The following is a 12,975-nucleotide window of genomic DNA, read 5'->3' on the forward strand; positions in this document are numbered from 1 at the left end:
TTCTGGCTACCAAGCGGTAGCAGACGGATTAGACCGCCTGCACCTGATCAGCCTGCATGCCCTTCTGACCCTGGACGGCGATGAAGGTAACCTTCTGGCCTTCCTGCAGGGTCTTGAAGCCGGTGCCCTGGATGGCACGGAAGTGCACGAACAGGTCCGGGCCGCTTTCCGGGGTGATGAAGCCGAAGCCCTTGGCATCGTTGAACCACTTGACGGTACCGGTCTGACGTTCCGACATTTTACTAACTCCTGAAACACATGTTGAAAAAAATCGCAGCCGCCGGGTATCGGGGCCGAGACTGAGTTGCAGGCGTTGGTAAAGCGGATCGATGAGCGGATCGTGAGATCAACTGCACCAGGCCACGATTCACGGTGACCCTAGCAAACACAGTGGGTCGCACGATACGCGTGTTTTCTGCAAAAAGCGATAGCCCGCACGTTCATGACAACAGGCCGGCCCCTAGGCGTGACAAGGGCTGGCAGCTTGTCGGGGCTAACTCCGAGTCCCCATTCAGGTTTTTCCTACCCTACACTGGGTAAATGACTGAAGCTGAAACCCACGCTGAACCGGCCCTCCCCCGCATCTGGGTGGATGCGGACGCCTGTCCCACCGTCATCCGCGACATCCTGTTCCGCGCCGCCGAACGGGTCGGGATCGAGCTGACCCTGGTCGCCAACCAGTGGATCCGCACCCCGCCCTCGCGCTGGCTGCGCTCGATCCAGGTACCGCAAGGGCTGGACGTGGCCGACAGTGCGATCGTCGAGCGGGTCGCGGCCGGCGACCTGGTGGTGACCCAGGACATCCCGCTGGCGGCCCTGGTGCTGGAAAAGAAGGCGGTGGCGCTGAACCCGCGCGGCCAGCTGTACACCCCCAACAACATGGCCGAGCGGCTGTCGATGCGCAATTTCATGGAAGAGCTGCGCGGTGCCGGGGTCCAGACCGGTGGCCCGCCGCCGCTTGGACCGCGCGACCGGCAACTGTTCGCCGCCGAGCTGGACCGCTGGCTGGCGCGGCGCCCGGTTCGCTGAACGGCCTTATTCGCCCTGGCCGGGCAGGCGCAGGCAGCGCTGGCTACTGAACCGCCGCGGCTCCCCGCTCAAAGGATCGTCGAAGGCCAACCCCTGCGCCAGCAGCTGCAGGGGGGGCTCAACCGCGGCTTCCACGCGCGTCTGCAACTGCGGGTACAGGTCATCGCCGATGATCGGCGCCCCCAGCATCGCCATATGTACGCGCAGTTGGTGCTTGCGCCCGGTGTCCGGCAGCAGCCGATAGCGCCAGACCGGCCCGCCGGCCTCGATCAGCTCGATGCGGCTACACGCATTGGGCTCGCCCGGCACCTCGGCCATGCGGAAAAACGGCTCGCCCGGCACCAACCGGCTGTGCCGCTGCAGCGGGAAAGCCACGCCCGGCAGTGCCGGCGCCAGCGCCTCATAGGTCTTTTCGATACGGCGCTCGCGAAACAGCCGCTGATAGGCATCACGGGTGGCCGGCCGGGTCGAGAACAGCACCAGCCCGGCGGTGAGCCGATCCAGCCGGTGCAGCGGCACCAGTTCCGTATTGCCGGTGCGCGCCACCAGCCGCGCCAGCAGGGTCTGCCGCACATGGCCGCCGGCCGGGGTCACCGGCAGGAAGTGCGGCTTGTCGGCCACCAGAAGATCCTCATCCAGGTGCAGAACGTGCTCGGCATGCGGAATCACTGCTTCGTCGGCCACTTCGCGGAAGTAGCGGATTTCCAGCCCGACCTGCCACGGCTGGTCCGGCGCCAGCGCCCTGCCCTGCGCATCCTGCACGCGGCCACGGGCGAAGCGATCCAGCCACTGCGCGCGGTCGATGCGCGGAAAGCGCGCGCACAGGCCGTCAAGCAGGCTGGGCCAGTGCCCCGGCGGCAGCTGCAATCGGCTGGGCATCGTCATCGCATCGGCTCCGCTGCTGGAAATGAGCGCAAGGGGCCATCGTCGACGGCACGCGCACAGCACGGCCACGGACACCCCTCAAGCAAACCTCTATCATTGTCGTCTTTAGTCGACGGATCCTCCATGGCCCTCACCGCCACCATCCGCAAGGCCGAACTGCAGATCAGCGACATGGATCGCGGCTACTACGCGACCCACAACCTGACCCTGGCCCAGCACCCGTCCGAGACCGACGAGCGCCTGATGGTGCGCCTGCTGGCCTTCGCCCTCAATGCCGGCGACCGCCTGGAGTTCGGCCGCGGCCTGAGCACCGATGACGAGCCGGACCTGTGGGAACACGATTACACCGGCGACATCCTGCAGTGGATCGACCTGGGCCATCCGGACGAATCGCGCATCCGCAAGGCCAGCAACCGCAGCCGCCAGGTGCAGGTGATCAACTACGGTGGCAACGCCTCGGAGATCTGGTGGAGCAAGCAGGGCAAGGGCCTGGCGCGCTTCGACAACCTGTCGGTGGTCGATCTGGACGGCGCCTTCGTTGAACAGTGGGGCCAGCAGATCCAGCGCGCCATGCGCTGGAGCGTGCTGATCCAGGACGGCGAGGTGCAGCTGCTCAACGATCAGATGCAGCTCGACGTGATCCCGAACTGGCGCAAGCGCGCCAAGGCATGAGCACCATCCGTTGCGACGTGGTGGTCATTGGCGCCGGCGCGGCCGGGCTGATGACGGCGATCACCGCCGGCCAGCGCGGCCGCCAGGTGCAGGTGATCGACCATGCCAACAAGGTCGGCAAGAAGATCCTGATGTCCGGCGGCGGCCGCTGCAACTTCACCAACACCGGCACCACCCCGGCCAACTTCCTGTCGGCCAACCCGCACTTCTGCAAATCGGCGCTGGCGCGCTACACGCCCTGGCACTTCATCGAGCTGGTGCACAAGCACGGCATCGCGTATCACGAAAAAGAGCTGGGCCAGTTGTTCTGCGATGAGTCGTCCAAGCTGATCGTGAAAATGCTGGTGGATGAGTGCCAGGCCGCCGGCGCGCAGATCCGCACCGGGTGCAGCGTGCAGCGCATCGAGCACGGCAGTGATGGCTTCCGCGTACACACCACACAGGGTCTGTTCCATTGTGCTTCGCTGGTGGTGGCCACCGGCGGCCTGTCGATTCCGAGCATGGGCGCCACCGGCTTCGGCTACGAGATCGCGCGCCAGTTCGGCCACCAGGTGCTGCCGACCCGCGCCGGCCTGGTGCCACTCACGCTCAGCGGCACCCACCAGGAGCGGCTGGCCGATCTGAGCGGTGTCGCGCTGCCGATCGAGGCACGTTGCAACGGCAAGCGTTTCCAGAACTTCATGCTGCTGACCCATCGCGGCGTGAGCGGCCCGGCGATCCTGCAGATTTCCTCGTTCTGGCAACCCGGCGACGCGCTGGAGCTGGACCTGCTGCCCGGCCAGGATGCCGGCGAGTGGCTGCGCCAGATGAAGCGCGAGCGCCCCGCTGCCGAGCTGCGCACGGTGCTGGGCGAGGTGCTGCCCAAGCGCTTCGCACAGCGCCTGTGCGAACACTGGTTGCCCGACCGTCCGGTGCGCCAGCTGGATGAGCCGGTGCTTCGCCAGGCCGCGCAGCTGCTGGGCGCGTTCCCGCTGGTGGCCAGCGGAACCGAAGGCTATCGCACCGCCGAGGTCACCCTGGGCGGCGTGGACACCGCTGAGGTGTCGTCTTCGACGATGGAATCCAAGCGCGTGCCCGGCCTGCATTTCGTTGGCGAGGTGCTGGATGTGACCGGCTGGCTGGGCGGATACAACTTCCAGTGGGCCTGGGCCAGCGGCCACGCGGCCGGCGGCGTGGTGTGAACCACTTCGCCGTTCGGCGCGCGCAAGGGGGCCGCGCATGGACGGTTCGCCGCGCATCGTGTATCTAGGTTCGCAGATTGGGGAGCAGTGCATGCAGAACGCGAACGACATCACCATCCGCCTGCTGATCATCGATGACAGCGGCGAGAATGCCGAAGCCATCGTCAGCACGCTGCGCAACAGCGGCATCGCGGTGCGTCCCTGGCGCCCGCAGGATGCCGCCGAGCTGGCCCAGGTGCTGGCCGGCCAGGCCATCGACCTGGTCCTGGCCTCGCCGTCGCAGGGTATTCCGCTGCCCTTGGTTGCCCAGCACATTGCCGCCAGCGGCAAGGACATCCCGCTGGTGCTGCTGGCCGAACGCATCGACGAGGACGAACTGGTGCAGGCCAGCAGCCACGGCATCCGCGCCCTCGCCCTGCGCCAGCGTGCCGAGCATCTGCTGGCCGTGGTCCGCGACCAGTGGGTCGATCTGCAGGCCCGCCGCGGCCTGCGCCGCATCGAGGCACAGATGCGCGAGACCGAGCGCCGCTGCGATGCACTGATCGCCTCCTCGCGCGACCCCATCGCCTATGTGCATGAAGGCATGCACATCCGCGCCAACGACGCCTACCTGGAGATGTTCGGCTATGAGCAGTTCGACGACATCGAAGGCATCTCGCTGCTGGACATGGTCGCGGCCCAGCATGTGGAGGGCTTCAAGCAGCTGCTGAAGGGCCTGAGCCGTGGCGAGGCGCCGCCGCCGCAGTACCAGCTCGATGCCCGCCATGAAGATGGCAGCGCGTTCCCGGCGACGATGGAGTTCACCGCCGCCACCTACGAAGGTGAATCCTGCCTCCAGGTCGTGCTCCGCCGCCGCATGGAGTTCGATCCGGAACTGGCGCGCGAGGTCGAGGACCTGCGCCAGCGCGACCAGGTCACCGGCCTGCTCAACCGTCCCACCTTCATGCTGCAGCTGGAAAGCGCGGTGGCCCAGGCCGGCCGCAGCGAAGGCCAGTTCGGCCTGCTGCTGATCGAGCCGGACCATTACGCACGCCTGCTGCCGGACATCGGCCTGGCCTCGGCCGACACGCTGATTGGCGCCCTGGCCGCCCTGCTCACCGAGGTGGTGGGCGAACAGGCGCAGCTGGCGCGCTTCGGCGAGCACAGCTTCGCCGTGCTGCAGGCCGGCCCGTACGCACAGACCGTGGCACTGGCCGAGCGTATCCGCGAGGCCTATGCCGCGCATGTGTTCAGCATCGGCGCGCGCTCGGCCACGGTCACCGTCAGCATCGGCGGCGTGCAGGTGGGCGAGAAGATCGCCAGCATCGGCCAGGTGCTGGCACGCGCCAGCGAGTGCACACAGGCCGCGGCCGAACTGGGCAACACCTGCCGCATCTTCGATCCGGCCGCGGTCGACCGTGTCGAGCAGGAGCGCGTGCTGCGCTGGGTTGCGCGCATCCGCGAGGCGCTGGCCGGCGACGGCTTCCAGCTGCACTACCAGCCGGTGCTGAACCTGCAGGGCGAGCCGCTGGAACTATACGAAGCCTATCTGCGCCTGGAACACAACGGCGAGCTGTTGAGTCCGACCGCCTTCCTTGGCATTGCCGAGGAGCATGGGCTGCTGGCCGACATCAACCGCTGGGTGGTCACCCAGGCCATCTCGGTACTGGGCCAGCGCGCAGCCGAGGGCCATGCCACCCAGGTCCTGGTGAAGGTGACGCCGGAGTCGTTTGACGACCCGCAGATGGTGGCCACCCTGCGCCGTGAACTGCAGGCACGCGGCGTGCCCGGCGAACGTCTGTGGCTGCATGCGCCGGAAGCCAAGGTGTTCACCCACCTGCGCAGCGCCCAGCAGTTCCTGGCCGACGTGGCGCCGCTGGGCTGCCGCATCGGCCTAGAGCAGTTCGGTTCGGGACTGGATTCGTTCCAGCTGCTGGCGCACTTCCAGCCGCAGTTCCTGAAGCTGGACCGCGGTTTCACCAGTGATCTGGCGGCCACCCGCGAGAACATCGACCGCATCAGCCAGATCACCGCGCGCGCGCAGGAGGCCGGTATCCGCACCATCGCCGAGTTCGTCAGCGATGCCAATTCGATGACGCTGCTGTTCAGTGCCGGCGTGGATTACGTGCAGGGCGATTTTGTCGGCCCGGCGCTGCCGGAGATGGGCTTCGAATTCGGGTGATGCCTGCCTGTAGAGCCGAGCATGGCTCGGCTGCCGGGCCCAGGCAAAGCGTAGCCGAGCATGGCTCGGCTCTACAGAAACAAAAAGGCCGGCGTTCGCCGGCCTTTTCGTTGATCAGGTCATGTCGACCAGGTTGTCGATCTTCACGTCCGGATTGACGTCGGCCTCGTAGTCCACGCCCTCCACGCCAAAGCCGAACAGGCGCAGGAAGTCGGCCTTGTAGCCGGCCAGATCGCTGATCTCGTACAGATTCTCGTTGGTCACCTGCGGCCACAGCGCGACGACCTTGCCCTGCACATCGGCGGCCATTTCCTTGTAGTCGGCGCGCAGGCGGCCTTCCTCATCGATCAGCGCGACGCTATGGCCATCGCCATCGACCAGGTCGTGGCGCAGGCGATCGATCGCCACGCCGTCGGCCTTGCCGCCGTAGAGGATGTCGTACAGCACGTCCAGCTGCTCGATGCAGCCTTCGTGGGTGCCCTTTTCCTTCATTACCTTGAACAGCAGCGACAGGTACAGCGGCATGGTCGGAATGGCCGAGCTGGCCTGGGTGACCACGGCCTTGAGCACCGATACACGCGCGTCGCCGCCGATTTTCGCCAGTTTCTCGCGCAGGCCCAGCACCTTGTTGTCCAGGTCCTTCTTGGCGGCACCGATGGAGCCGTTCCAGTAGATGGCCTGGGTGATCTCTTCGCCCACATAGGTGAAGGCGGTGGTGGTGCAGCCGTTGGCCAGCACGCCGGCATCGGCCAGCGCGTCGATCCACATCTGCCAGTCTTCACCACCCATCACTGCGACGGTGCCGGCGATTTCTTCCGGGGTGGCCGGCTGCAGATGGGTCTCGGTCAGCACTTCCTTGTCGGTATCCAGGCCACGCAGGGTGATCGGCTCGCCGATCGGCTTCAACGTGGAGCTGATGATCTCGCCGGTCTTGGGATGCTTGCGGCGCGGCGCGGCCAGGCTGTAGACGACCTGGTCGACCTGGCCGAGATCGGCCTTGATCATCTCGATGGTCCTGGCCTTCACTTCATCGGAGAAGGCATCGCCGTTGATGCTCTTGGCGTACAGGCCGGCTTCGTCGGCGTACTTGTGGAACGCCGCCGAGTTGTACCAGCCCGCCGTGCCCGGCTTGGTCTCGCTGCCCGGGCGCTCGAAGAAGATGCCCAGGGTCGCCGCGCCACTGCCGAAGGCAGCGGTGATGCGCGCGGCCAGGCCGTAGCCGGTGGAGGCGCCGATCACCAGCACGCGCTTGGGGCCATTCTGGATCGGCGGACGCGCGCGGATGTAGTCGATCTGCTGCTTGACCGCGGCCTCGCAGCCGGTCGGGTGGGTGGTGACGCAGATGAAGCCGCGGACGCGCGGTTTGATGACCATGGATACCTCGGGTTGGCAGATGCGGCGCGCAGGGCGCTCAGCAGGAATACGGGTGCGCGCACGCGCGCGAACCGCAGGATCGTAGTGCGCGGGGGGCGATTGCACAACCGACGCTGGCGTAGGGTGGGGTTTGTCCTGCAGGGTTGCACCCTGCACCCGCCGAAGCAACGGCCAGAGCCGAGGCAACAGCCAAAGCCGGTTCCTGAAGGATGGCGGGGTGGGTCCGGTTGCGGGGGACGCCGCAAGTACGTCCTTGTAGGCTTGGCCGCGGCATCCATGCCGCGGACACCCCCGCAACCGGACCCACCCCGCCTTCGACAGTGTTCCGCGATCTGTCGGAACGGCGTCCGCCTCTGGTAGGTGTCGACCTTGGTCGACACGGATGAATTCATTCGATATCTGACAGATGTGTCGACCAAGGTCGACACCTACCAACGGCCGCAGGAATCTGTCAGAGGTGGGGCCCTGTGGGTTGGCAGGACCGTTGGCGCCATGGATGGCGCCATCGAGCCCCCATGGATGGGTTTACGGCGTGTCCTGCCAACCCACAGGGCCCCGCCCAACCAGCAGAAAGCCAGCTCCGTTTTGGACGTGGATGTTGCTCTGGCTTCGGCGGGTGCAGGGCTGCAAGCCCTGCCAACAAAAACCCCGCTTGTGAATTCATTCGATATCTGACAGACGTGTCGACCAAGGTCGACACCTACCAACAGCCGCATGAGCCTGTCGAAGGCGGGGCACTGTGGGTTTGCGGGGTGTGAGCCGCATGGATGCGGCGACCAAGCCCCCATGGATGGGTTTACGGCGTCCCCGCAAACCCACAGTGACCCGCCATCCCACGGAATGCTGCTCCGGCTTTTGAAGTTGCCGTTGCATTGAGCAGGTGCAGGGCTGCAAGCCCCGCCAACAAAAAACCCCGCTTGCGCGGGGTTCTCTGTGTGTTGCGGGCAGCGCGAACGCTTACGGGCGACGGGCCAGGGCCTCGACGTCCTTTGCCTTGGGCAGCAGGTCCTGCTTGCTGACGCGCAGGAAACCGATCGTCAGCATCGGCACCGCCACCAGGATCGAGGACAGCACCACGATCACCGCGCCGATCATATGCGTCTCGGCCAAGCCTTCCATCGAGCTGCCGCCGTACATGTACAGGGCCAGCGCCGAGAGGAAGAACATCACCGCGGTGATCACCGTACGCGACAGCGTCTGGTTGATCGAACGGTTCAGCACTTCCATCGAGTCCACGCGCAGGCTGCGGAAGTTCTCGCGGACGCGGTCGAAGACCACGATGATGTCGTTGATCGCAAAGCCCATCACCGACAACAGGCCGGCCAGCACGGTCAGGTCGAACTCACGGCCCAGCAGGGACACGTAAGCCACCGTCACGATCAGGTCGAACATGGCCACGATGCTGGCGGTAACCGCGAACTTCCATTCGAAGCGCACCGCGATGTAGATCAGGAAGCCGGCGAGCATGAAGATGGTGGCGTACAGGCCATTCATCGCCAGATCCTTGCCGATCTGCGGACCCACGAACTCGTTACGCAACACCGTGGCCTGGTTGTCGGCCGACGACAGCGCCTTCACCACAGCCGCAGCGGTCGCCTTGTCTTCGGTGGCGGCAGCGCCGGTACCCGGGGCGTGCTCGCCGTGCGGGGCCAGGCGGATCAGCAGGTCGGTGTTGCCACCGACGCTCTGCACCTGAGCGCCATCAAAGCCATTCTGCTCGAGCTTGGTACGGACCTGCTCGACGTCCACCGGCTTGTCGAAGCGGGCTTCGATCAGGGTGCCGCCGGTGAAGTCCAGCGCGTAGTTGAAGCCCTTGAACGCGATGATGCTGATCGACGCCAGGAACACCACGATGGTGACTGCCATGGCGACATGGCGCCAACGCATGAAGTCGATCTTGGTGTCGTTCGGGAGGATGTGCAGCGGAAACAGTTTCATTGTGCGTGTCGTCCCGTCAGATGGCCACGTTCTGGAGCTTCTTGCGGCGGCCGTAGATCAGCGTCGCCAGCGCACGCGACACGGTGATCGCGGTGAACATGGAGGCGAAAATACCGATGATCATGGTCAGCGCGAAGCCCTTCAGCGGACCGGTACCGAATGCGAACAGCGCCACACCGACGATCAGGCCGGTCAGGTTGGCGTCGAGGATGGTGCCCGAGGCCCGCTCATAACCGGTCACGATCGCGGTCTTGCCCGGCACGCCGGCACGCAGCTCTTCACGGATACGCTCGTTGATCAGCACGTTGGCGTCCACCGACAGGCCAACCGACAACGCCAGGCCGGCGAAGCCCGGCAGGGTCATGGTCGCGCCGAACAGCGACATCACCGCCACCACGATCAGCAGGTTGAACAGCATCGCCGCCGAGGTGATCACACCGAACATGCGGTAGTACACGCTGAAGAACACCAGGGTGAACAGGAACGCGAACACCACCGCGCGCATGCCGTTCTTGACGTTCTCGGCACCCAGGCTCGGGCCGACCACACGCTCTTCGACGAAGTCCATCGGCGCGGCCAGCGAGCCGGACTTCAGCAGCTTGGCCAGGTCTTCGGCTTCCTTCTTCTGCAGACCGGTGGTCTGGAAGTTCTTGCCGAACACGCCGTTGATGTTGGCCACCGAGATCACTTCCTCGTTGACCTTGAAGCCACGCACTTCCTGGCCGTCAACCACGGTCACGGTCGGCACGCGTTCGGTGTAGACCACCGCCATCGGCTTGTTCACGTTGGCGCTGGTGAAGTCGAACATGCGCTGGCCGCCGACATTGTTCAGCGTCACGCTGACCGCCGGCGAGCCGCTGTTGGAGTCGGTCACCGCCTGCGCGCCGACCATCTGGTCACCGGTGACGATCACGCGCTTGTTCAGCAGGATCGGGCCACCGCCGTCACGGCGCTGGTAGACCTTGGCTTCCGGCGGGATGCGGCCGGAGCTGATCGCGTCCTGTGCGTTGCCTTCCACCACTGCGCGGTATTCCAGGGTGGCGGTGGCGCCGATCATGCGCTTGGCTTCGGCGGTGTCCTGCACGCCCGGCAGCTGCACGACCACGCGGTCGGCACCCTGGCGCTGGATGATCGGTTCGGCCACGCCGAGCTGGTTCACGCGGTTGCGCAGGGTGTTGATGTTCTGCTCGATGGCACCGTTGGCGATCTGTGCGATCTCGGCTTCCGGCACGGTCACCGTGATGCGGCTGCCACTGACGTCGTAGCCGAGGGTCGGCTGTGCCTTGACCAGGGCGGCGCGGGCACGCTGCGCGGCGTCGTCACCGGCGGACGGGCTCAGGTTGGCCACGATGCTGTTGTCCGCGCGGCGCTCCACCGACTGGTAGGCGATGCGGGCGTCACGCAGGGTGCTGCGCACGTCTTCGGTATAGGCATCCAGGCGCTTGTCCAGCGCAGCCTTCTGGTCGACCTGCAGCACGAAGTGCACGCCACCCTGCAGGTCCAGGCCCAGCACCATCGGGCGGCCGCCGAGCTTGGACAGCCAGTCCGGCACGGTCGAGGCCAGGTTCAGGGCCACGGTGTACTTTTCACCGACGGTGTCACGCAGCGCATCGCTGGCCGCGGACTGCGCCTTCAGGTCCGGCAGGCGGACAATCAGGCTTTCCCCTTCCTTCTCGGCACCGAGGGTGGCGACACCGGCCGTCTTCAGGTCGGCCAGCACACGGTCGCGCAGCGCATCGTCGATCTGCCCGCCACGGTTGGCGGTGATCTGGATGGCCGGGTCCTTCTGGTAGATGTTGGGCAGCGCGTACAGCGCGCTGAGCGCCAGTACGATCAGGATGACGACGTACTTCCAGCGTGGAAATTCGAGCATTGCTTGGGTCCCGCGCGGCGCCATCCCCGGCGCCGCGGTTGTGCATCGGAAAGGGAGTGGCTTACTGGGCCGACTTCAGGGTGCCGGCCGGCAGCACGTTGCCGACGGCGCCCTTCTGCACGCGGATGCGCACGTTGTCGGCCACTTCGATGGTGATGAAGTTGTCGCCGATGTCGGTGACGATGCCGGCGATGCCGCCGTTGGTCAGCACTTCGTCGCCACGCTTGATCTTCTCCAGCATGGCCTTGTGCTCCTTCTGCCGCTTCATCTGCGGGCGGATCATCAGGAAGTACATGATGGCGATCAGGATGATCGGGAACAGCAGCGTGGTCAGGCCCATGCCCTGCGGTTGGCCGCCGGCGGCCTGGGCGTGGGCGGCGGGAATCAGGAAGGCAAGCAGGTTCATCGTTGGTCCTTTAGTTGGGCGGCGCTCCCGTCCCTTCAGGGGCGGGGGTGTCGACCGCGGATCTGGGTCAGCCTTGAAGTATGCCACGGCCCCAGGCGTTCGTCCTTGGGCCGTTCGGCAGGGGGCATCCGGGTTACAGGGGCGGGGCCACCGCCCCGCGTGCCGCGTAGAAGGACTCGCGGAAGGCCAGGAAGGTTCCCGCCTCGATCGCGGCCCGGATGTCGGCCATCAGTTTTTCGTAATAGAACAGGTTGTGCAGGGTGCCCAGCATCGGCGCCAGCATCTCGTTGCAGCGGTCCAGGTGGCGCAGGTAGGAGCGGGTATAGCCGCCGGTGCAGGCCACGCAGCCGCAGCCCGGCTCGATCGGGTCCATGTCGCGCGCGTACTGGGAGTTGCGGATGCGAACGGTGCCGAACGAGGTGAAATAGTGGCCGTTGCGCGCATTGCGGGTCGGCATCACACAATCGAACATGTCCACGCCACGGGCCACGCCTTCCACCAGGTCTTCCGGCCGGCCGACGCCCATCAGATAGCGCGGCCGGTCGCCGGGCAGCTCCGGGTCCAGGTGGTCGAGCATGGCGTTGCGCTCGTGCTCCGGCTCGCCCACGGCCAGGCCGCCGATGGCATAGCCGTCGAAGCCGATCGCCTGCAGGGCCTCGGCCGAGCGGCTGCGCAGGTCGGTATGCACCCCACCCTGCACGATGCCGAACAGGGCCGCGTCGTTGCCCAGCTCGTCATGCGCGTTGCGGCTGCGCTGGGCCCAGCGCAGGCTCAGCTCCATCGAACGGCGGGCGACATCCTCGGTGGCCGGGTACGGGGTGCACTCGTCGAAGATCATCACCACGTCCGAATCGAGCACTTTCTGGATCTTCATGCTCTCCTCCGGGCCCAGGAACACGCGGGCACCGTCGGTGGGCGAGGCGAAGGTCACGCCCTGCTCGGTGATCTTGCGGCGATGGGCCAGCGAGAACACCTGGAAACCGCCGGAGTCGGTCAGGATCGGGCCATCCCAACGGCAGAAGCCGTGCAGGCCACCGTGGTCGGCGATGATGTCCAGGCCCGGGCGCAGGTACAGGTGGAAGGTGTTGCCGAGGATGATCTCGGCGCCCAGCGCACGCACCTGGTCCGGCAGGATGCCCTTGACCGAGCCATAGGTTCCCACCGGCATGAAGGCCGGCGTTTCCACCGTGCCACGCGGGAAGGTCAGGCGGCCACGGCGGGCACGGCCGTCGCGGGTCTTGAGCTGGAACTGCAGTCGGGACATGGAGCGGTCGTTCAGGCAAATAGTCGCCTATTGTCTCCCAAAACCGCCTTCCCTGCTCCGGTAGCGCCGGGCCATGCCCGGCGGAGCGGTCCGCTCGGGATGGCCGGGGCCGCCGGATTCATCCACGCATGGCGTGGATCTACTGATTCCAGCGGCAGTAGAGCCACGCCATGCGTGGATTCGATGTTGCGG

General features: G+C 66.2%; 11 protein-coding genes. 4 read left to right on the forward strand and 7 right to left on the reverse strand.

Features of this window, described 5'->3' with window-relative positions; genetic code table 11:
- Window positions 1–28: 28 nt before the first annotated feature.
- Window positions 29–238, reverse strand: a complete 210-nt coding sequence (locus tag C9412_RS16860) for a cold-shock protein (RefSeq protein ID WP_005416210.1) — start codon at window positions 236–238, stop codon at window positions 29–31.
- A gap of 302 nt (window positions 239–540) precedes the next feature.
- Between C9412_RS16860 and C9412_RS16865 the strand changes: the two genes are divergently transcribed.
- Complete coding sequence (locus C9412_RS16865) at window positions 541–1,029, forward strand: YaiI/YqxD family protein (protein WP_107232697.1); 489 nt, start codon at window positions 541–543, stop codon at window positions 1,027–1,029.
- A gap of 6 nt (window positions 1,030–1,035) precedes the next feature.
- Here the strand turns inward: C9412_RS16865 and C9412_RS16870 are convergent, their stop codons facing one another.
- A complete protein-coding gene (locus C9412_RS16870) occupies window positions 1,036–1,914 on the reverse strand; it encodes a pseudouridine synthase (protein WP_107232698.1) in 879 nt (292 codons plus the stop codon).
- 123 nt (window positions 1,915–2,037) lie between these two features.
- Between C9412_RS16870 and C9412_RS16875 the strand changes: the two genes are divergently transcribed.
- The 3 genes from C9412_RS16875 (at window position 2,038) to C9412_RS16885 (ending at window position 5,928) form a co-directional block, all read left to right on the forward strand.
- Window positions 2,038–2,586, forward strand: coding sequence for a YaeQ family protein (locus C9412_RS16875; protein ID WP_107232699.1), 549 nt, complete (start codon window positions 2,038–2,040; stop codon window positions 2,584–2,586).
- On the forward strand, window positions 2,583–3,767 hold the full coding sequence (locus C9412_RS16880) for an NAD(P)/FAD-dependent oxidoreductase (RefSeq protein ID WP_107232700.1): 1,185 nt from the start codon (window positions 2,583–2,585) through the stop codon (window positions 3,765–3,767). The genes C9412_RS16875 and C9412_RS16880 overlap by 4 nt, the downstream gene beginning before the upstream one ends.
- A 91-nt stretch (window positions 3,768–3,858) precedes the next feature.
- Window positions 3,859–5,928 carry an EAL domain-containing protein gene (locus C9412_RS16885; protein WP_107232818.1) on the forward strand — a complete coding sequence of 690 codons (2,070 nt, stop codon included), beginning with the start codon at window positions 3,859–3,861 and terminating at the stop codon, window positions 5,926–5,928.
- Between the two features lie 114 nt (window positions 5,929–6,042).
- Here C9412_RS16885 and fabV read toward each other — a convergent pair whose 3' ends face one another.
- From fabV to tgt, 5 genes are all read right to left on the reverse strand, one after another.
- Window positions 6,043–7,302 (reverse strand): enoyl-ACP reductase FabV, encoded by a 1,260-nt coding sequence (gene fabV, locus C9412_RS16890; RefSeq protein ID WP_107232701.1) that lies wholly within the window; start codon window positions 7,300–7,302, stop codon window positions 6,043–6,045.
- A gap of 957 nt (window positions 7,303–8,259) precedes the next feature.
- The gene (secF, locus tag C9412_RS16900) at window positions 8,260–9,240 is read right to left on the reverse strand and encodes a protein translocase subunit SecF (RefSeq protein ID WP_107232703.1); all 981 of its coding nucleotides are present in this window, start codon (window positions 9,238–9,240) and stop codon (window positions 8,260–8,262) included.
- Window positions 9,241–9,256: 16 nt separating this feature from the next.
- A complete protein-coding gene (gene secD, locus C9412_RS16905; protein ID WP_181358739.1) occupies window positions 9,257–11,113 on the reverse strand; it encodes a protein translocase subunit SecD in 1,857 nt (618 codons plus the stop codon).
- Between the two features lie 61 nt (window positions 11,114–11,174).
- A complete protein-coding gene (yajC, locus tag C9412_RS16910) occupies window positions 11,175–11,519 on the reverse strand; it encodes a preprotein translocase subunit YajC (RefSeq protein WP_006434333.1) in 345 nt (114 codons plus the stop codon).
- Window positions 11,520–11,652: 133 nt separating this feature from the next.
- The gene (tgt, locus tag C9412_RS16915; RefSeq protein WP_006434331.1) at window positions 11,653–12,783 is read right to left on the reverse strand and encodes a tRNA guanosine(34) transglycosylase Tgt; all 1,131 of its coding nucleotides are present in this window, start codon (window positions 12,781–12,783) and stop codon (window positions 11,653–11,655) included.
- Between the last annotated feature and the right edge of the window lie 192 nt (window positions 12,784–12,975).

The organism is Stenotrophomonas sp. Nf1, assembly GCF_003028475.1.
GTDB lineage: Bacteria > Pseudomonadota > Gammaproteobacteria > Xanthomonadales > Xanthomonadaceae > Stenotrophomonas.

Excerpts from the sequence above, each read along its gene's own strand:
- C9412_RS16860 (WP_005416210.1), bottom strand. The coding sequence starts at position 238 with ATGTCGGAACGTCAGACCGGTACCGTCAAGTGGTTCAACGATGCCAAG.
- C9412_RS16865 (WP_107232697.1), top strand. The coding sequence starts at position 541 with ATGACTGAAGCTGAAACCCACGCTGAACCGGCCCTCCCCCGCATCTGG.
- C9412_RS16870 (WP_107232698.1), bottom strand. The coding sequence starts at position 1,914 with ATGACGATGCCCAGCCGATTGCAGCTGCCGCCGGGGCACTGGCCCAGC.
- C9412_RS16875 (WP_107232699.1), top strand. The coding sequence starts at position 2,038 with ATGGCCCTCACCGCCACCATCCGCAAGGCCGAACTGCAGATCAGCGAC.
- C9412_RS16880 (WP_107232700.1), top strand. The coding sequence starts at position 2,583 with ATGAGCACCATCCGTTGCGACGTGGTGGTCATTGGCGCCGGCGCGGCC.
- C9412_RS16885 (WP_107232818.1), top strand. The coding sequence starts at position 3,859 with ATGCAGAACGCGAACGACATCACCATCCGCCTGCTGATCATCGATGAC.
- fabV (WP_107232701.1), bottom strand. The coding sequence starts at position 7,302 with ATGGTCATCAAACCGCGCGTCCGCGGCTTCATCTGCGTCACCACCCAC.
- secF (WP_107232703.1), bottom strand. The coding sequence starts at position 9,240 with ATGAAACTGTTTCCGCTGCACATCCTCCCGAACGACACCAAGATCGAC.
- secD (WP_181358739.1), bottom strand. The coding sequence starts at position 11,113 with ATGCTCGAATTTCCACGCTGGAAGTACGTCGTCATCCTGATCGTACTG.
- yajC (WP_006434333.1), bottom strand. The coding sequence starts at position 11,519 with ATGAACCTGCTTGCCTTCCTGATTCCCGCCGCCCACGCCCAGGCCGCC.
- tgt (WP_006434331.1), bottom strand. The coding sequence starts at position 12,783 with ATGTCCCGACTGCAGTTCCAGCTCAAGACCCGCGACGGCCGTGCCCGC.